The organism is Roseicella aerolata, assembly GCF_020523605.1.
Classification (GTDB): domain Bacteria; phylum Pseudomonadota; class Alphaproteobacteria; order Acetobacterales; family Acetobacteraceae; genus Paracraurococcus; species Paracraurococcus aerolatus.
Genome location: NZ_JAJAQI010000003.1, coordinates 60083 through 78612 on the forward strand (window position 1 = coordinate 60083; position 18530 = coordinate 78612).

At 71.8% G+C, this 18530-nt stretch carries 20 protein-coding genes; 16 read left to right on the plus strand and 4 right to left on the minus strand.

The window, feature by feature from the left end; all coding sequences use genetic code 11:
• Positions 1 to 21 precede the first annotated feature (21 nt).
• From LHA35_RS02795 to LHA35_RS02855, 13 genes are all read left to right on the plus strand, one after another.
• Positions 22 to 921, plus strand: coding sequence for an ABC transporter substrate-binding protein (locus tag LHA35_RS02795; protein WP_226604203.1), 900 nt, complete (start codon positions 22 to 24; stop codon positions 919 to 921).
• Positions 918 to 1655 (plus strand): maleate cis-trans isomerase family protein, encoded by a 738-nt coding sequence (locus tag LHA35_RS02800; RefSeq protein ID WP_226604205.1) that lies wholly within the window; start codon positions 918 to 920, stop codon positions 1653 to 1655. Before LHA35_RS02795 ends, LHA35_RS02800 begins: the two co-directional genes overlap by 4 nt.
• Positions 1656 to 1966: 311 nt before the next feature.
• Complete coding sequence (locus LHA35_RS02805) at positions 1967 to 2962, plus strand: TRAP transporter substrate-binding protein (RefSeq protein WP_226604206.1); 996 nt, start codon at positions 1967 to 1969, stop codon at positions 2960 to 2962.
• A complete protein-coding gene (locus tag LHA35_RS02810; protein ID WP_226604208.1) occupies positions 2963 to 3460 on the plus strand; it encodes a TRAP transporter small permease in 498 nt (165 codons plus the stop codon).
• Positions 3457 to 4737, plus strand: coding sequence for a TRAP transporter large permease (locus tag LHA35_RS02815; protein WP_226604211.1), 1281 nt, complete (start codon positions 3457 to 3459; stop codon positions 4735 to 4737). The genes LHA35_RS02810 and LHA35_RS02815 overlap by 4 nt, the downstream gene beginning before the upstream one ends.
• A gap of 2 nt (positions 4738 to 4739) precedes the next feature.
• Complete coding sequence (locus LHA35_RS02820; protein WP_226604640.1) at positions 4740 to 5870, plus strand: aminotransferase class V-fold PLP-dependent enzyme; 1131 nt, start codon at positions 4740 to 4742, stop codon at positions 5868 to 5870.
• 10 nt (positions 5871 to 5880) lie between these two features.
• Positions 5881 to 6750: a hypothetical protein gene (locus LHA35_RS02825; protein ID WP_226604213.1), complete on the plus strand. Its 870-nt coding sequence runs from the start codon at positions 5881 to 5883 to the stop codon at positions 6748 to 6750.
• A complete protein-coding gene (locus LHA35_RS02830; protein WP_226604215.1) occupies positions 6750 to 7943 on the plus strand; it encodes a CaiB/BaiF CoA transferase family protein in 1194 nt (397 codons plus the stop codon). The genes LHA35_RS02825 and LHA35_RS02830 overlap by 1 nt, the downstream gene beginning before the upstream one ends.
• 11 nt (positions 7944 to 7954) lie before the next feature.
• Positions 7955 to 8815, plus strand: a complete 861-nt coding sequence (locus LHA35_RS02835; RefSeq protein ID WP_226604218.1) for an HpcH/HpaI aldolase/citrate lyase family protein — start codon at positions 7955 to 7957, stop codon at positions 8813 to 8815.
• Positions 8816 to 8865: 50 nt separating this feature from the next.
• The gene (fahA, locus tag LHA35_RS02840) at positions 8866 to 10143 is read left to right on the plus strand and encodes a fumarylacetoacetase (RefSeq protein WP_226604221.1); all 1278 of its coding nucleotides are present in this window, start codon (positions 8866 to 8868) and stop codon (positions 10141 to 10143) included.
• Positions 10140 to 11294, plus strand: coding sequence for a CaiB/BaiF CoA transferase family protein (locus tag LHA35_RS02845; protein WP_226604225.1), 1155 nt, complete (start codon positions 10140 to 10142; stop codon positions 11292 to 11294). The genes fahA and LHA35_RS02845 overlap by 4 nt, the downstream gene beginning before the upstream one ends.
• Before the next feature lie 51 nt (positions 11295 to 11345).
• Positions 11346 to 11708, plus strand: a complete 363-nt coding sequence (locus tag LHA35_RS02850; RefSeq protein WP_226604228.1) for a nuclear transport factor 2 family protein — start codon at positions 11346 to 11348, stop codon at positions 11706 to 11708.
• Between the two features lie 5 nt (positions 11709 to 11713).
• Complete coding sequence (locus tag LHA35_RS02855; protein ID WP_226604230.1) at positions 11714 to 12115, plus strand: hypothetical protein; 402 nt, start codon at positions 11714 to 11716, stop codon at positions 12113 to 12115.
• A 48-nt stretch (positions 12116 to 12163) separates the two neighbouring features.
• Here the strand turns inward: LHA35_RS02855 and LHA35_RS02860 are convergent, their stop codons facing one another.
• Together LHA35_RS02860 and argH are read right to left on the minus strand one after the other, a co-directional pair.
• Positions 12164 to 12535 (minus strand): hypothetical protein, encoded by a 372-nt coding sequence (locus tag LHA35_RS02860; RefSeq protein WP_226604232.1) that lies wholly within the window; start codon positions 12533 to 12535, stop codon positions 12164 to 12166.
• A gap of 86 nt (positions 12536 to 12621) precedes the next feature.
• Positions 12622 to 14127: an argininosuccinate lyase gene (argH, locus tag LHA35_RS02865; protein WP_226604235.1), complete on the minus strand. Its 1506-nt coding sequence runs from the start codon at positions 14125 to 14127 to the stop codon at positions 12622 to 12624.
• A 147-nt stretch (positions 14128 to 14274) separates the two neighbouring features.
• Between argH and LHA35_RS02870 the strand changes: the two genes are divergently transcribed.
• Entirely contained in the window at positions 14275 to 15396 is a 1122-nt protein-coding gene (locus tag LHA35_RS02870) for a mandelate racemase/muconate lactonizing enzyme family protein (RefSeq protein WP_226604236.1), read from the plus strand.
• 91 nt (positions 15397 to 15487) lie between these two features.
• On the opposite strand, the gene LHA35_RS02875 is transcribed toward LHA35_RS02870, so the two are convergent.
• On the minus strand, positions 15488 to 15943 hold the full coding sequence (locus LHA35_RS02875) for a MaoC family dehydratase (RefSeq protein WP_226604239.1): 456 nt from the start codon (positions 15941 to 15943) through the stop codon (positions 15488 to 15490).
• Between the two features lie 85 nt (positions 15944 to 16028).
• Between LHA35_RS02875 and LHA35_RS02880 the strand changes: the two genes are divergently transcribed.
• The gene (locus LHA35_RS02880; RefSeq protein ID WP_226604241.1) at positions 16029 to 16742 is read left to right on the plus strand and encodes a metallophosphoesterase family protein; all 714 of its coding nucleotides are present in this window, start codon (positions 16029 to 16031) and stop codon (positions 16740 to 16742) included.
• Between the two features lie 124 nt (positions 16743 to 16866).
• A complete protein-coding gene (locus LHA35_RS02885; RefSeq protein WP_226604244.1) occupies positions 16867 to 17871 on the plus strand; it encodes a hypothetical protein in 1005 nt (334 codons plus the stop codon).
• 152 nt (positions 17872 to 18023) lie between these two features.
• Here LHA35_RS02885 and LHA35_RS02890 read toward each other — a convergent pair whose 3' ends face one another.
• On the minus strand, positions 18024 to 18404 hold the full coding sequence (locus tag LHA35_RS02890; protein WP_226604245.1) for a hypothetical protein: 381 nt from the start codon (positions 18402 to 18404) through the stop codon (positions 18024 to 18026).
• Positions 18405 to 18530 lie beyond the last annotated feature (126 nt).

Consider the following 18530-nt stretch of genomic DNA (forward strand, 5'->3'; position numbering starts at 1 on the left):
CCGTCCCGAGGAAGCGGCATCATGGACCACCTCACGCTCGCCGTCGTCTCCCGCAACTACTTCAACCTGCCGGCCTGGATCGGGCTGCATGCCGGGCTCTTCGCGGCGGAGGGGCTCGAGGTCCGGATCGACCATATCGAGGGCATCGAGGAGGTGAACGACCGGCTGCGGGACGGCCGCGCCCAGCTCGCCTATGGCGTGACCGAGCACGTGATCCTGGAGGCGGAGGCGGGCGGCCGGCAGAAGATCATCGGCGGCAATGTGAACCGCCTGCCCTTCTCCTTCATCGCGCGCCCCGGCATCCGCGATTATGCGGATCTGCGCGGCAGGCGGATCGGCGTCTCCTCGCTCCGGGCCGGCTCCTCCTCCCTCATCATCAGGCTGCTGGCGAAGCGCGGGCTGCACTGGCCGGAGGATTACGAGCTGGTGCCCTGCGGCCCCATCCTGGCGCGCTGGGACATGCTGCGATCCGGCGGCATCGATGCCGGGCTGCAGGGCGCGCCGCTCGATCATATCGCGCTCGACCAGGGTTTCGTCAGCCTGGGCAACCCGCGGGAGGAGGTGCCGGAATTCCAGTTCACCAGCCTGGATGTGGATGCCGGCTGGGCGGCGGCGAACCGCGACCTGATGCTGCGCTTCTGCCGCGCCTTCCTGCGCGCGCATGAGCGCTTCTACACGGACCAGGAGACCGCCAGCCGCATCGCCATGCAGGAGAGCGGGATCGAGCGCCGCTATGCCGACCGCGCCTGGGAGGAATACACACGCGACGCCATCTTCCCGCGGGACGGGGAGGCGAGCGAGGCCGGCGTGCAGGCGCTGATCGAGATCAGCAGCCTGATCCGCGCGCTGCCGGAGCGACCGCGCCGGGCGGCCGATTACATCGACCGCTCCTGGCTGGCCGAGGCGAGGGCCTCGCTGTGACGGGCGGCAGTGTAACCATCGACTACGGCGACCGCGCCCGCATCGGGCTGCTGGTGCCCTCCGGCAACAGCGCGGCGGAGCCGGAGATCCACGCCATGCTGCCGCCCGGCGTCACGGCCCTGGTGACGCGGCTGGAACTGCGCGGCAGCTCGGAGGCGGAGCTCACGGCGATGCTGGCGGCGCTGGAGCCGGCGGCCCGCCTGCTGGCGGATGCCCGGCCGGATCTCATCGGCTTCCACTGCACCGCCGTCTCCACCTTCGCGCCGGAGCGGGCCGGGGGCATCCGCGCGCGGATCGAGGCCGCCACCGGCCTGCCCGCCTGCAGCACGGCGGACGGCATCCTGGCGGCGCTCGCCGTGCTCGGCCTGCGCCGGGTGCTGCTGGTGACGCCCTATATCGAGCCCGTCCATGCGCGGGAGGTCGCCTGGCTGGCGGCGCATGGCATCGAGGTGGCCGGCGGCAGCCATCTGGGCGTCAACACCAATGCGGAAATGGCGCGCATCCCGCCCGCGACCATCGCCGAACAGGCGAGCGCCGCAGCCCGTGCCGCACCGGATGCGGCGGCCTGCTTCATCAGCTGCACCGCCATCCGCTCGGCCGGGCTGGTCGCGCCGCTCGAAGCCGCGCTCGGCATGCCCGTTCTCACCAGCAACCAGGTGATGGCCTGGCATGCGCTGCGCCGCCTCGGCATTCGCGAGGCCGTGCCGGGCTATGGGCAATTGATGGCGCTGTAGGGCCGGCGAGGGGGCTCCAGTGCCGGTTGGCGCGGCATGGCGGCCGGTGCTGACGGCCCGGCCCGGCGCCGGACGCCTCCGCCACGCGGCAGCGGATTGCATTCATGGCTGAACGCCCATCCGCTGGAGCTCTCTGATCTCCCGGCAGATTCACGCTCCCGGGCGTTCACGCCCGTCCGCGATCCACTCCAGGCAAGGTGCAGACCGACCCGAGCCCGCTTCTCGCGGGCCCATGGCTTGTTGCGCTGTCGCGGGCCTCTATGATCGGCGGCACGCGCCGGCGACAAGCCGGCCATGGGAGAAACGACCCGATGACCAGCCTGACCCGTCGCGGCCTCGGCGCCGCGGCCTTCCTCGCCGGCCTCGCGCCCGCCCTGCTGCGCGCTCAGGGCAGGACCGTGCTGCGCCTCGGCTGGACCAGCGGCGACGGGGCGCAGGACCCCTATGCCGTCGGCGCCCGCGCCTTCCAGAAGGCGCTGGCCGCGCGCGTGGGCGACCGGATCGAGGTGCAGCTCTACCCCAACCGCGCCATCGGCGACGAGCGCCCGATGCTGGACGGCATGCGGCTCGGTACCGTTGATATGGGCGTCATCACCAATGCCGTGATCGCGCAGATCGAGCCGGCCTTCCAGGTGAACGACATGCCCTTCCTCTTCAGCTCGGAGGCGCAGGCGCATGCGGTGCTGGACGGGCCGGTGGGCGCGCAGCTCCGGCAACGGCTGGAAGCGAAGGGTGTCATCCCGCTCGGCTACATGGAAGGCGGCTTCCGCCACATGATCAACAATGTCCGCCCGGTCGTGACGCCGGCGGACCTGCGGGGCATCAAGTTCCGCGTGCTGCAGAGCCCGATCTATATCGAGATGTACCGCAGCCTCGGCGGCAATGCGGTGCCGATGGCCTGGGGCGAGACCTTCACCGCCGTGCAGCAGGGCGCGATCGACGGGCTTGAGATCCCGCTCGGCATCATCGACCAGAACAAGTACCACGAGGTGACGAAGTACCTGTCCCTGACCGGCCATATCTACTCCATGATCGGCCTGCTGATCGCCAGGCGCAGCTTCGACCGGCTGCCGGCGGACCTGAAGGCGGCGGTGACCGAGGCGGGCGCCGAGGCGACGAAGGAGCAGCGCGCGGCCAATGCCAAGGCCCAGGCCGTGTTCCTGGATAACCTGAAGCGCAACGGCATGCAGGTGAACGAGGTGCCGGACAAGGCCGCCTTCCGCCGCGGCGTCATGCCGATGTACGAGAGCTTCAAGGGCCAGATCGGCGCCGACATCATCCGGGACGCGCTGGCGGCGGTGCAGTAGGTGCCGGTCCTCGGACCGCTGGCGCGCGGCGCGGCCTGGCTGACGCGCGCGAGCATCGGCCTCGCCGCCGCGCTGATGCTGGCCGCCATCACCTACCAGGTGGTGATGCGCTACGTCTTCGGCGACACGCCGAGCTGGTCCGAGGAACTGGCCGTGCTGCTCTTCTCCTGGACCGTGCTCGGCGGCCTCGCGCTCGGCGTGCATGAGGGCTGGCATGTCCGGCTGACCCTGCTGCCGGAACGCCTGCCGCGCGGCGGCCGCATCCTGGCGGAGCGGCTGACGGATGCGGTGACGGCGGCGCTCGGGCTCTTCCTCGCCTGGTCCGGCTGGCGCTTCCTCGACATCACCGCGGGCAGCGTTTCGGCCGCCATCGGCTACCCCATCGAGATCCTGAACGCGCTGGCGCCGGTCGCGGGCGCGCTGATGGCGCTGTTCGGGCTGGAACGCGCGCTGCGCCCCGGTGGCGCACTGCCTGTCGAGGAGCCGCCGGCGGCATGAGCGTCACTGCCTGGTGCCTGACCGCGGGCTTCGCCGGGCTGGTCCTGCTCGGCTTCCCCTTCGCCATCGCCATCGCGCTGGCGGTCACCGCCGCGCTGCTGCTGGCGGATATCGAGCCCGCCTTCCTGGCCCAGGCGGTGATCAGCGGCAGCCAGCAATTCAGCCTGCTCGCCATCCCGCTCTTCATGCTGGCGGGCGAATTGATGACGGCAGGGGGGCTTTCGCGGCGGCTGGTCGATCTGGCGGGCACGCTGGTGCGGCACCGGACGGGCGGCCTCGCCATGGTGGCGGTGCTGGCGGCGCTGGTCTTCTCGGCCATCTCCGGCAGCGCGCCCGCGACCACGGCGGCGATCGGCGCCATCCTGATCCCGGCCATGGTGCAGGCGGGCTATGACCGCGGCTTCGCCGCCAGCATCGCGGTCTCGGCCGGCGTTCTGGGTCCGCTCATCCCGCCCTCCATCGCCTTCGTCATCTGGGGGATCGTGGCGGAGCAGTCGATCGGCCGGCTCTTCCTCTCGGGCATCGTGCCGGGGCTGGCGCTGGCGCTCGGGCTGCTGGTGATCTGCTGGGTGCATGCGCGCCGCAACGGCGTGCCGCGCCTGCCGCGTGCCTCCCTGGCGGAGACCTGGGCCGCCTTCCACCAGGGCAAATGGGCGCTCGCCTCGCCCGTGCTGGTGCTCGGCGGCATCTATGGCGGCGTCTTCACGCCGACCGAGGCGGCGGCCATTTCCTGCGTCTATGCCCTGCTGGTCGGGCTGTTCATCGAGCGGCAATTGAAACCCGCGGCGCTGCCGGCGATCTTCGCCCGGGCGATGAAGACCAGCGCCATCGTCTGCGCCATCATCGCCGTCTCGGCCGGCTTCGGCATCCTGGTGGCGCAGGAGCAGATCGCCACGCGCTTCGCCCAGTGGATGGCGGAGAATGTGGAGCAGCGCTGGCTGGCGCTGGCCTCCCTCAACCTCGCCTTCTTCCTGCTGGCGGCGGTAATGGACGAGATCGCCATCATGGTGATCCTGGGCCCGATGCTGATCGCCATCGCCAACCGCTTCGGCGTGGACCCGATCCATTTCGGTGCCATCATCGTGACCAATGTCGCGATCGGGATGGCGGCGCCGCCCATCGGCTACTGCCTCTTCATCGGCATGGCGATCAGCGGGCTGTCGCTGGGGCGCATCGCCCGCGCCATCTGGCCGATGATCCTGCTGATGCTCGTCGTGCTCTTCCTGACGACCTACATCCCGGGCTTCGCCCTGATGCTGCAGCCGGCCGGAAGGTGACGATGCGCCCGCTCTTCGACCCCGCCGAATTCCGCCTGCCGCCCGGCATCACCCATGTCTGCGCCGGCGGGGAGACCGCCTTCCTCCGCCGGCACGACGCGGCGCTGGCGCGCTATGCCGAGGACAAGAGCGCGGGCCCGGCCGGGCGGCAGGCGCAGGAGGCGGAACTGGACCGCGCCCGCGACCTGGTCGCGGCATCCTGGGGCGTGGAGCGCGGGGATATCGGCTTCGTCTCCTCCGTCGCCGAGGGCGTCTCCCTGCTGGTCGAGAGCCTCGACTGGCGGGAGGGCGACAATGTCGTCGTGGACCCGGACGAGTATCCCTCGGTGGTCGCGCCCTTCGCCATGCGGCGCGGGGTGGAATTGCGGACGGCGCGCGCCGACGACCCGGCGGCGCTGGCGGCCGCGGCGGATGCGCGGACGCGACTGATCGCCGTCTCCCACGTCTCCTACCTGACCGGCACGCGCTACGACCTGGGGGCAATCCGGCGCCTGGCCGACAGCGTCGGCGCGCTGCTGGTGGTGGACCACACCCAGGCCGCGGGTTACCTGCCGATCCGGGCCGATCTCGCCGATTTCGCCTTCGCCGCCACCTACAAATGGCTGCTCGGCATGACCGGCACCGCCATCGCCTATTGGAACCGCAAGCGCCAGCCGGGCTGGGCGCCCAGCACGGCGGGGTGGCATTCGATCGAGGGCATGGCGCGGCCGGACTATGCCGCCGGGTTGCGGCTGCGGCCGGACGCCATGCGCTTCACCCGCGGCAACCCGGCGCATGCCGCGGTTTATGTCCTGGGCTCGGCGCTCGATTACCTCGGGCAATACGCGGCGGCCGAGGTGCAGGCGCATGTGCAGGCGCTGACCACGGCGCTGCAGGCGCGCCTGGCGGAGGCCGGCATCCCCAGCACCACGCCCGCCGATCCCGCCCGCCACGGCGCCAGCATCTGCATCGCCCATCCCCGGGCGGCGGCGCTGACCGAGGCGCTGGCCTGCCGCGGCGTCTGGGCCTGGAACGGCCGCGGCCGGATCCGCTTCAGCGTCCATGGCTACAATGGCGGCGCGGATCTGGACCGCATCATGCAAGCCCTGCTGGCCGAATGGCCGGGGGCGGCCCCGAACCCGGTTTCCCCATAGGATCACCGCCATGTCCGAGACGCTGAGCCCCGAACTGCAATCCTGGATCGGCCGCAGCCGCGTGGTGGAGGAGGAGGTCGGCCTCTCCGCCGTGCGCCGCATCGCCGGCATGCTGGACCTGGACCCCGGCGCCTTCCGCAACGGCGACCTGCTGCCGCCGCACTGGTTCACCCTGTTCTTCGCCGATGTGGCGCGGCAGAGCGAGATCGGCCCGGACGGCCACCCGAAGCCCGGCGTCTTCCTGCCGCCCATCCCGCTGCCGCGGCGCATGGGCGCGGGTCGGCGCGTGACGATCCATGACAGCCTCCGTGTCGGCGAGGTGGCGAGCAAGACGGCGGAGGTCGCCGCCATCCTGCCGAAGCAGGCGCGCACCGGCTTCATCACGGTGCTGACCATGCGCCACACCATTCGCGCCCTTGGCCGCCGCGGCAGGCAGGTGATCGCGGTGGACGAATTCGACGCCATCTACCGGGAGGCGGTGAAGCCCGGCGAGAAGAGCGGCACTGGCGCGCCCGTGCCGGCGCCCACGGACGCAGCCTGGCGCGTGGAGAAGCATCTGAGCGCGCCGCTGGTCTTCCGCTATTCCGCCGTCACCTGGAACGCCCACCGCATCCATTACGATGCGGACTACTCCCGGCAGGAGGAAGGCTACCCCAACACCGTGCAGAATGGGGGCCTGACCATGCAACTGCTGCTGGATGCGGCGGTCGCGCACACGCCCGGCACGCTGCGCGGCTTCAGCGCGCGCCTGACGCGACCGATCTATGTCGGGGACACCATCACCCTCTGCGGCCATGCGCCGCGGGATGGCAGGATGATGGCCTGGGTGCAGGACAAGGACGGCCATCTCTGCGCCCAGCTCGATTGCGAGTTCGCGTAATGGCAGGTGGACCACTCGAGGGGGTCAGGGTGGTGGACCTGACGACGGTGGTCGTCGGGCCGATCTGCACGCGCACCCTGGCCGACCAGGGGGCGGAGGTGATCAAGGTGGAGGCGCCGGACGGCGACATCCTGCGCACCCTCGCCGCCGGCAGCCGCACGCCCTCCATGTCCGGCAAATTCATCAACTTCAACCGCAACAAGCGCGCCATCACCCTCGACATCAAGCAGCCGGCAGGGCTCGAGGCGCTGCGGCGGTTGATCGCCGGCGCCGATGTCTTCGTCTCGAATGTCCGGCCCGCCGGGCTGAAGCGAGCGGGGCTCGATCCCGCCTCGCTCGTGCCGCTGAATCCACGGCTGATCCATTGCGGCATCGTCGCCTTCGGGGAGGGTGGGCGCTATGCCGGCCGCCCCGCCTATGATCCGGTCATCCAGTCCCTCTCCGGCGTCGCCGGCACCTTCGAGCGCGCGACCGGGGAGCCGCGCTTCGTGCCCATGGTGATGACCGACCACATCACCGGCCTGGTCGCGGCCCAGGCGATCGGCTTCGCCCTCTACCGCCGCGAGAAGACGGGGGTGGGGGAGGCGATCGAGGTGCCGATGTTCGAGGTGGCGGCAAGCTTCGTCACGTCGGAGCATCTCGGCGCCGCCACCTTCGACCCGCCGGAGGGGCCGACCGGCGATGCCCGGCTGCTGAGCCCCGACTACCGCCCTTTGCCGACGAAGGACGGCTACATCACCGTCCAGCCCAACAGCAACCCGCAGGCCTTCGCCTTCTTCGACGCCATCGGCCGGCCGGAGCTGAAGGAGGATCCGCGCTTCGACACCCCGATCGCCCGCACCGAGAACGCCGCCGAGTATTTCCGGGTGCGCGTGGAGGGCCTGGCGCAGAGGACCACTGCCGAGTGGCTGGAGATTTTCGCCGCCGCGGATGTGCCGGCGGCACGCTACAACCGCATCGACGATCTGCTGGAGGATCCGCACCTGCGGGATGTCGGCTTCTGGCAGTTCGACGAGCACCCGACCGAAGGCCGCATCCGCCGCACCCGCACGCCCGTCACCTTCGGCGGCGGGATGCGGGCGGAGGTGCTGCCCGCCCCGCGCCCCGGTGCCCATACCGATGAAATCCTGATGGAAGCCGGCTACAGCGCGGAGGAGATCGCCGCGATGCGCGAAACCGGTGCTGCCCAATGAGGACCCGACCCATGACGCTGCCCAACTGGCGCTCCCTGCTCTTCGTCCCCGCGACCGCGGAGCGCTTCGTCGCCAAGGCGCATAGCCGCGGCGCTGATGTCATCATCCTCGACCTCGAGGACAGCATCCCGCCGACCGAGAAGCAGGCGGCGCGCGATGCGCTGCCGGCGGCGGCGGCAACGGTGGGCCAGGCCGGCGCGGAGGTCGCGGTGCGCATCAACCGGCCGCTCGAGCTTGCCGTGCCGGACATCGCAGCCGCCGTCATGCCGCAGGTGACGGCGTTGATGCTGCCGAAGGTGATGGGGCCGGAGCATATCCGGCTGCTCTCCGAGGTCGTCGGCGCGCGCGAGGCGGCGCTCGGCCTGCCCATCGGCCGCACGCGCTTCATCGCCATCGTGGAGACGCCGCAGGCCCTGCCGCATCTTGCTGCCATCGCCGCCGCCGATCCGCGCATGGCGGCGCTCGGCGTGGGCTCGGAGGATCTCTCGACCGAGTTGGAAGCGGTGCCGGGCGCCGACCTGCTCTACCATTTCGGCATGATGGTGGTGGCGGCGGCGCGCGGCGCCGGCATCCTGCCGCTCGGCAGCGTCGGCGCCTTCGCCGATTTCCGCGACCTCGAGGGCTACCGGGCCTCCCTGCAGCGCTCCCGCAGGCTCGGCTTCGCCTGCGCCGCCTGCATCCACCCCGCGCATGTGCCGATCATCAACGAGGAATACGGCGTGCCGCCGGCCGAGGCGGACCGCGCCCGCCGGCTGATCGCGGCCTTCGAGGAAGCGCTGGCCCGGGGCGAGGGCGCCGTCGCCTTCGAGGGCGCGATGATCGACCTGCCTGTCGTCGAGCGGGCCCGCAGGTTGCTCGCTCGGGTGCGATAGGATGCGCGCGCGGCGCCTGCCGGCGCGGGCCCGCTGAGGAGGAGAGCAAGATGGACGCGACCCACGACCCGAAGCGGCGCAGCTTCGTCGCCTCCGCTAACGGGCATGCCGATTTTCCGGTCCAGAACCTGCCGCTCGGCGTGTTCAGCCCGAAGGGCGGCGAGGCGCGCGGCGGCGTGGCAATCGGCGACAGCATCCTCGATCTCGGTGCGGTGGCGCATCTGCTGCCGGGCGATGCCTGCAGCGCGGCGGAAGCGGCGGCGGGCGATGCGCTGAACGCATTCTTCGCCCTCGGTGCCGGGCCGCGCCGGGCGCTGCGCGCGGCTTTGTCCGACCTGCTCGCGGAGGGCAGTGCGCAGGAAGCCGCGCTGCGGCCCAACCTCTACGACGCCGCCGACTGCACCCTGCACCTGCCGGCGCGCATCGGCGACTACACGGATTTCTTCGCCGGCATCCATCACGCGACCAATGCCGGCAAGCAGTTCCGCCCGGACAACCCGCTGCTGCCGAACTACAAATATGTTCCGGTAGCCTATCACGGCCGCGCTTCCTCCGTGCGCGTCTCCGGCACCGCGGTGCGGCGGCCGAAGGGCCAGCGCAAGCCGGCCAAGGAGACGGTGCCGTCCTACGGCCCCAGCCGCAATCTCGACCACGAGATGGAATTCGGCATCTGGATCAGCACCGGCAATGCGCAGGGGGAGCCGATCCCGATCGGACGGGCCGCCGAGCACATCGCCGGCTTCTGCCTGCTGAACGACTGGTCGGCGCGCGATATCCAGGGCTGGGAGGCGCAGCCGCTCGGCCCGTTCCTGGCCAAGAATTTCGCCACCTCCATCAGCCCCTGGGTCATCACGCCCGAGGCGCTGGAACCCTTCCGCATCGCCCAGCCGCCGCGCCCGGAAGGCGATCCGAAACCGCTGGACTATCTCTGGGACGAGCAGGACCAGGCACGGGGCGCACTGGACCTGGCGGTGGAGGTGCTGTTGCAGACGAAGCAGGGCGGGCCCTTCCGCCTCTCGCTCTCCAACACCAGCCATCTCTACTGGACCTTCGCGCAGATGGTCGCGCACCATTCCTGCAATGGCTGCAACCTGCAGCCGGGCGATCTCTTCGGCAGCGGCACCATCTCCTCCCCCACCGAGGACGGCTTCGGCGCGCTGCTGGAGATCACGCTTGGCGGGCGCAAGCCGGTGATCCTGCCGAATGGCGAGGAACGGCGCTTCCTGGAGGATGGTGACACGGTGATCTTCCGCGCCCGGGCACAGCGCGACGGCTTCGTGCCCATCGGCTTCGGCGAGTGCCGGGGCACGATCCTGCCCGCGTCATGACCGGCATCCTGGCCGGCATCCAGGTCGTGGAACTCGGCCAGGTGCTGGCCGGACCCTTCGCCGGCGCCATCCTCGCCGATCTGGGCGCCGAGGTGGTGAAGGTGGAGAAGCCCGATGGCGGCGACGATGCCCGCCAGATGGGCCCCGCCTTCCGGCATGGCGATGCGCTGAACTTCCACGAGTTCAACCGCGGCAAGCAGAGCGTCACGCTCGACCTGAAAACCCCCGCGGGGGTCGAGGCGCTGCACGCGCTGCTGCGGGAGGCCGATATCCTGATCCACAACCTTCGCCCCGGCGTGGCGGAGGCGCTCGGCATCGGCCCGGCGGAGGTCACGGCGCGGCACCCGCGGCTGATCTACTGCGCCATGGGCGCCTTCGGCCACAAGGGGCCGCTGGCGCATCGCCCGGGCTATGAGCCGCTGTTCCAGGCCTTCGCCGGCCTCTCCTCCATCACCGGCGAGCCGGAGGGGCCGCCGGTGCGGATGGGCGCCAGCGTGGTGGACCAGGGCACCGGCATGTGGACGGTCATCGGCGCGCTCGCGGCCCTGCAGCAGCGCGCCCGCACCGGCCGCGGCTGCGTGGTGAACACCTCCCTGTTCGAGACGGCGCTGCTCTGGGCGGGGCAGAAGATCAGCGCCTATGTGAACCAGGGCAAGCTGCCGGAGCGCCACGCCTCCGGCCATCCGAATTTCGTCCCCTATCAGGCCTTCGACTGCGCCGATGGCCCGCTGCTGGTCTGCTGTGGCAATGACCGGCTGTTCCGGAAATTCGCCGAGGTGCTCGGCCGCCCGGACTGGCCGCAGGATCCGCGCTTCGCCACCAACCGCGCGCGGCTGGCGAACAAGGATGCGCTGCTGCCCGGGATCGCCGCGCTGCTGCGCGCCCGGCCACGCGCCGCGCTGGCGGAGGCGCTGGTGGCGGCGGGCGTGCCCTGTTCCCCCGTGAACAGCATCCCGGAGGTGCTGGCGGAGCCGCAGACCGCGGCCATGGAGATGCTCCAGCCCGTGCCGGGCGAGGATTTCTCCCTGGTCGCCATGCCGCTGTCCTTCGACGGCGAAAGGCCGCGCATCCGGCATGGCGCGCCACGACTTGGTGAGCAGCCTGCCGCCATGACCCCCGACGTCATCGATTCCGCGCCGCGCGACGGGTGATCCTGCCTGCGTCGGCGGACAGGTGCCGCCGCGCAACGCAGGAGAGACCCGATGCATGACGTCATCATCGACCGCTATATCGCCTGCTGGAACGAGGGTGATGCAGCGCGCCGGCGCGACCTGATCGCCGCTACCTTCACCGAAGCCGCCACCTATTGCGACCCGATGCTGCAGGGCGAGGGCCAGGCCGGCATCGACGCGCTGATCGCCGCGGCGCGGCAGCAATTCCCCGACCTGCGCTTCCGCCGCCGCGGCGGCGCCGATGCGCACCATGACCGGCTTCGCTTCGCCTGGGATCTGGGGCCGGAAGGGGCGGCGCCGGTCGCGGGCGGGACGGACATGGCAGTGGTCGCGGGGGATGGCCGCCTCGCTGCCGTCACGGGCTTCATCGACTTCGCGCCGAAGGGGGAGTGAGTGCCATGGAACGGATCATCCCCTCCGCCTTCCTTCGCCGCGTGCTCTGGGCGGATGCGCTGAGCTGCCTTGCCATGGGGCTGCTGCTCGCCCTGGCGGCCACGCCGCTCGCCCGCTGGTTCGGCCTGCCCGGCATCATGCTGCGGGAGGTCGGACTTTTCCTGCTGGCCTTCGCCGCGCTGGTCGCGGTGCTGGCGTGGCGCCGGGCCTCACCCAGGCTGCTCTTCTGGGCGGTCATCATCGGCAACGCGCTCTGGGCGCTGGACAGCGTGCTGCTGCTGGTCTCGGGCTGGGTCGCGCCCACGGCCCTCGGCGGCGCCTTCGTGGTGGCGCAGGCGCTGGTCGTCGCGCTGCTGGCGGAGCTGGAATACAGCGGCCTGCGCCGCTCCGCCCCGCTGGCCGCGTGAGGCACCCGGTGCAGGCCATGGCGGGCCGGATGCGGCCCGCCAGCCCTCCTACCAGTTCTTCTTCAGCCCGCCCCCGCCGGAGCTGAGCGGCTGCGCCGGGGCCGGCGGGATATAGCCTGCCTGCGGCGGCACATAGCCGGCCGGCGGCACGATCCAGCTCGGCGCCGGCGGGGCATAGACCACCGGAGGGGGCGCGTAGATCACCGGCGGCGGGGCATAGACGACCGGCGGCGGCAGCCAGGCCGGCGGCCCCCAGTAACCATAGGGGCGCGGCGCGTAGTAGTAGGGCGCGGGCGGGCCGAAGGTGATGCCGAAGCCCACCCCACCCCCGCGCCGGCCATGGGCGGCCGCATCGGCCGGGGCGAGCGCGACGGCGAGGCCGAGCGCGGCGGCGAGACAGGCGGCGCGACGGATCGACATGGGCGGGGCCTCCGGGGCCGCGCCGGGCGCGGCCAGCAACTGCATCCATGAGATAGTGCGGCGGCTTCGTGGCGCAATCAGGGCCGTCACCCCGCCAGTTCCCGCGCCAGGGCGAAGCAGCGGTCGCGCGCCGCTGCGACGCGCCGGGCGATGCCTTCTGCCGCCGCCGCATCCCGCACCAGGGCGCCGCTCCGGGCCTCCAGCATCCTCGCCATCTCGGCCGGCGCCGGGCCGCCCTGCACGGTGCGGGCACGGATATTCGCCGCCGGATCGAGCGCCTGCGCCACCGCTTCCTCGGGGATGCCGAGCGGCCTGCCGAAGAGCGCCTCCGCCGCCCGGTCGAGATCGGCGCCGCGGAGCGTCTCGGCGCTGCGGCCGGCCTCCAGCGCCTCCCGCACCACCAGCGCAACCACGTTATGCGCCATGCGGAAGGACAGGCCGCTTTCCCGCACGATGACATCGGCAAGCTCGGTCGCGGTGCCGAAACCCTCGGCCGCGGCACGCGCCATAGGTTCGGGCCGCAGGGTGAGGCCGGCGAAGACCTCTTCCATCAGCGCGAGGATGCGGCGGGTGCGGGTCGCGGCATCGAGGATGGGCTCGTTCACCGCCGTCACGGCATCGTTCACATCGGCGAAGGCGGTGTTCTTCGTGCAGCCCAGCGCGGCGGCGAGCGCGCCCTGCACCATCCCGGCGGCGGCGCGGACATGCTCCAGCGCCGCCGGGTTCTTCTTCTGCGGCATGATGGAGGAGACGGCGCAATGCCGGTCCGCCAGTTCCAGGAAACCGTATTCCCAGGTGGACCAGGCCATCAGGTCGGTGGCGAGGCGCGACAGGAAGGTCGCCAGCACCGCCAGCGCCGCGCCCGCCTCCAGCGCATCGTCGCGGGAGGAGACGGCATCATAGGCGATCTCGAGCGGCGCCGGAAAACCGAGCAGTTCCGCGGCGAGGCCGCGGTCAAGCGGGAAGGCGGTGGTGGTGAGCGCCCCGGCGCCGAGCGGGCAGAGATCCGCATGCGCCAGCGCGCCGGCCAGGCGGGCCTGGTCCCGCGCCAGCACATCGGCGGCCGAAAGCAGCCAGTAGCCGAAGGTGACGGGCTGCGCGTGCTGGGTGTGGGTGTAGCCCGGCATCACCACCCCGGCATGCTCCCCGGCCAGGCGCAGCAGCGTGCCGCGCAGCCCGAGCAGGGCGCGCTGCGCGTCCAGCAACTGCGTGCGCAGCGCCATGCGCCAGGTGGTGGCGTTCAGGTCGTTCCTGCTGCGCCCGGTATGCAGCCGCCCGCCGGTATCGGGGCCGAGGGCCTGGACGATCCGCTTCTCGACATAGGAGTAGAGATCCTCCGCGCGGTGATCGACCGGCACGCTCTCCGGCCCCTGCGCCGACATCTCCAGCACCACGCGCAGGCAGGCGGCAATCGCCTCCCGCCCCACGATCCCCTGGCGCTCCAGCATCAGCCCATGGGCGCAATGGGCCCACATCTCGTGGTCGAAGACCTGGGCCTGGGCGCGGGCGACGGCCGGGCGGTAGTAGCTCTCGACCAGCATGGCGGAGGGCGGCTCCTTCACCCGTTCGCGCAGGCTCACTGCCTCGGCCATGGCGTCCTCCCCCTTGTTCCTGCCGTGATTGGCGGCGAGGCTAGCGCAGTTGCGGAGCGGATTCACGCCTCCGGGTCCATTCGCGGCAGCGCCGCGAAGCCCTCCGGCGATCTGCCCCGGGCCAGGGACGGAAACGGGACAAGCGCCATGCGCATCGAGCGGATCGAGGCCATCGCCATCGAGATACCCCTGCCGCGGCGCTTCGCGGGCAGCGTCTATGCCATGACGACGCGCTGCGCCGTCATCACCCGCCTCCGCACCTCGGACGGGCTGGTGAGCGAGGTCTATAACGGCGACAACCGGGAGCATGGCGCGGAGATCGTCCGCCTCATCACCGGGGAGATCGCGCCGCTGATCCTGGGCGAGGACGCGACCGCCTATGAACGCCTCTGGCGGAAGGCGCATGCCATCACCATTCCCAACCGCGACCGCAAGCTGGCCATGGAGGCGATCGCCTGCGTGGACACGGCGGTCTGGGACCTGCTGGGCAAGCGGGCGGGGCTTTCGGTGCGGCAGTTGCTGGGCGGGTACCGGTCCGAACTGCCGATCATCTCCATTGGCGGCTATTACGCCGAAGGCAAGACGCTGCTCGACCTGGCGAAGGAGATGGAGCAGCTGCGCGCCTGGGGGATGGGCGGCTGCAAGGTGAAGGTCGGCGGCCTCTCGCCCGAGCAGGATGCCGAGCGCGTGCGGGCCGCGCTGGACGGGGCGGGGGAGGGCTTCCTGATCGCAGTGGATGCCAATCGCGGCTGGAGCACGGCCGATGCCATCCGCTTCGCCCGGCTGATCGAGGAGTGGCCGATCGCCTGGTTCGAGGAACCCTGCCACTGGTATGACGAGGCGCGCGGCATGGCGGAGGTGCGGCGCGCGACGCGCATCCCGGTCAATGCCGGGCAGAGCGAATACAGCGCGCATGGCGTCCGGCGGCTGCTGGATGCCGGGGCGGTGGACATCGTGAATTTCGACGCCTCCGAGGCCGGCGGCATCACCGAATGGCGCCGCGCCGCGGCGGCCTGCGCCCTGGTGGATGTGCGCATGGCGCATCATGAGGAGCCGCAGATCGCGGCGCATATGCTGGCGGCGATCCCGCACGGGATCTGTGTGGAGTGCTTCGCCGATCCGGCGCGCGACCCGCTCTGGCCGCATCTGCTGCCCGATGCGCCGCGGCCGAAGGATGGGATGCTGGCGGTGCCCGACCGGCCCGGCTTCGGGATCGCGCTGGACCAGGATGCGGTGCGGAAGTTCACGATCGCGTCCGCTGCGGCGTAGCCCAAGGCCGGGTCCAGGGGGCGGATGAGCGCCTTTGGCGCTCAATCCCCTGGCGGGGAAGCGCGAGGGGGCGAGGCCCCCTCGTTGCTGGTTATTCGTAGATCAGCGACAGCGTCTCCGCGACCAGCGCCGGCCGCTCGCTGCCCTCGACCTCCACCGTCGATTCCATGGTCAGCCGGGCGCCGCCCTCGATTGTCTCGACATTCTTGAGCGTCAGGTGCCCGCGCACGCGCGCCCCCGCCGGCACCGGCGCGGTGAAGCGCACCTTGTTGGAGCCGTAATTGACGCCCCGGCTCCGCTTCTTCACGCGGAAGATGCCCTGGTTCAGCTTCGGCAAAAGGGAGAGGGTGAGATAGCCATGGGCAATGGTCTTGCCGCCCGGCATCTCCTTCTTCGCCCGCTCCACATCCACATGGATCCACTGGTGGTCGCCGGTCGCCTCGGCGAACTGGTCGATCATCCGCTGGTCCACCACGAGCCAGTCGCTGGTGCCGAGCTTCTTGCCGACATGGTTCGGCAGGTCGGCGATGGAGTCGATCTCGAGCATCGTTTCCTCCTCATGCTTCGCCGGAATTCCTGCCATGCCCGACCGGGCTTGGCCAGACGCGCGGGCCGGGGGATCATCCGGCGCGATGCCCGAATTCCAGCCCGCACCCGCCACCCTGCCCCCCGGCCACCGCGTCTATGCCATCGGCGATGTCCATGGCTGCGATGACCGGCTGGCGACGCTGCATGCCAGGGTCGCGGCGGATCTCCGGGCGCGGCCGGTGGCCGAGCCGCTGCTGCTCCATCTCGGCGACTATGTGGATCGCGGGCCGGACAGCGCCGGAGTGGTGGCGCGGCTGGCCGCCGGCTCGCCGCTGCCGGGCGTGCCGATGGTGAACCTCATGGGCAACCATGAGCGCACCATGCTGGATTCGCTGGCGGGCGAGCGGGCCTCGATCACGGACTGGCGGATCTGCGGGGGGCGGGAGGCGCTGGCGAGCTGGGGGCTCGATGCGGATGGCGACCCGTCGCTCTGGGCGGCGGGCATCCCGGTGGCGCATCTCGAGTTCCTCCGGGGCCTCGCGCTGCATCACCGCCTTGGCGGCTATCTCTTCGTCCATGCCGGGCTGCGGCCGGGCCTGCCGCTGGAGGCGCAGTCGCCGGACGACCTGCTGCGCATCCGTCACAGCTTCCTGAACTCGGAGGCGGATTTCGGCGCCGTGGTGGTGCATGGCCATTCGCCGACGCGCGGCCCGGTGGTGAAGGCCAACCGCATCGGCATCGACACCGGCGCGGTCTTCGGGCGGGAGCTGACCTGCCTGGTGCTGGAGGACGACCGGCTGGCCTTCCTGCAGGCATGAGGCGCGGCTCCTACCCGGGCCACCGCCCTGGCCGCGGCGGCGCCAGGCGCGCCGCGCCCCGGCAGGACGGCAAGGGCAGGGGAGGCCGGCGCCGGCCCTCCCGCCGGCCGGGCGGCCTGCCCTGATGCGCGGCAGGGTAGGGGCCGCGCTCCTCCGGCTACCCGCCATCCTCCTCCTCGCGGCGCTGCTGGGCGGCGGCTGCGCCGGGTCGGCGGCCAGAGAGGGCGCGCCATCCGCGCAGAGCCACGGCGAGCTTCTCTGCGCGCCGCGCATGGGCGCGCGCCGGGAGCCGCCGCCCGCGATGGCCAGCGGCGATATCGACCGCCTGGTCGGGCTGGGCGTTCCGCGCGCCGCGGCCGAGGTCGCCGATGCCATCGGCGCCGGCGAGCCCCTGCTGCACCTGGCGGCGCTGGAGGCAGAGGGGCGCCGCGGCACGGCCGCGCAACTCCGCCTCCTGCATCTGCGCCAGGCGGTGATGGACCGGATCATGCTGGCGATGCTGGACGTCTCCGGCATGCTGGCGGCGATCGACTGCGAGGGGGAGCGGGGCGACCAGCTCCGGGTGCGCCTGCAGGGCATCGAGAACCGGCGGGCGCGCCGGCTGGGCATCGCCAGCATCATGGTCGGCGCCCTCACGGCGGCGCTGTCCGGCGGCCTCTCGGTCGCCGGCAGCGGCAGCGCCGATGTCGTGGCGATGGTGGGCGGCCTCGGCGAGGCCTCGGTGGCGACGGCCCTGCTGGTCGGCTCGGCCAGCGGGAAACTGCGCACCGAACGCAATCTGCTGCGCGATGTCCGGGAGCAGCCGGCCCGGTCCGAACTCTTCCCCGCAACGGTCTGGCGCTACCTGACGCGGCGGCCGGGCGGCGAGGCCGGCCGGCCCAGCATCGCCGAGACGGTGGTCGCGGCCTGGCGCGCCGCCGAACTGCTCGGGGAGCCGGGCTCGGAGACGGAGCGCAGCCGGGCCGCGCTGCTGTTCGGGCCGGGCGGCACCTATACGGTCGAGGAGCTGGAGGCGCGGGATGCGATGCTCGACCTGCTGGAGGCCAGCATCGCGCTGATGAGCGAGGACCTCCGGATGCTCCTGCAGGAGTTGCCGGCGGCGGGCGGCCAGGGGCCCGCAGGGCGCTGACCGTCGGGCCGTCCGCCCGGAGCAGATCGCGGGAGGCCGTGGACGACCGGGCGCGTGACCCTGCCCGGACACCGAAAAGCTTCAGCGGATGGGCGTTCAGGTATGAAGGCCCATCCGCTGGCGTGGGGCCAGGCGGTCCGGGCGCGGCGCGGTCAGCGCCGGCCCATGCCCCTGGGGCTGGTGTACATCACCTGGGCGTCCTCGCCCCCGCCGAGCAGCCAGGCCTCGCGGCCCATGCCGCCCGGGGCGGGCGCGCCGTAGATCCAGTACGGGCTCCCGCCATTATTGCCGCCGAAGGTGGCGACCCGGCCGGGCTGCTCCTGGGTGGCGCCGCCGCCGGCGCCGCCACCGCCATAGGTGATGGTCCGGTCGTCGCCGCCACCGCTGAGGCTGGCGCTGCCGCCGCCGATGACATTGCCGGCCCGGACCGGCAGGCTGCCGCCATCGAGCGGGGCCTGGGCGAGGGCGGCTGCCGGGGCGGCAGCGAGGGCGCCGAGGAAGGCGAGGGACTGGAATGCGGTGCTGCGTGCCATGGTATCCTCCATCGCGGCCTTCTGAATGCCGCGTTCCGGGAGCGGGCTGAAAACAGGCAAGTCGGCAACGCCGTCTCTTTTATGCGGCCGGGGCGCTAAAATCTGTGACGCGGCGCACGGTACGGG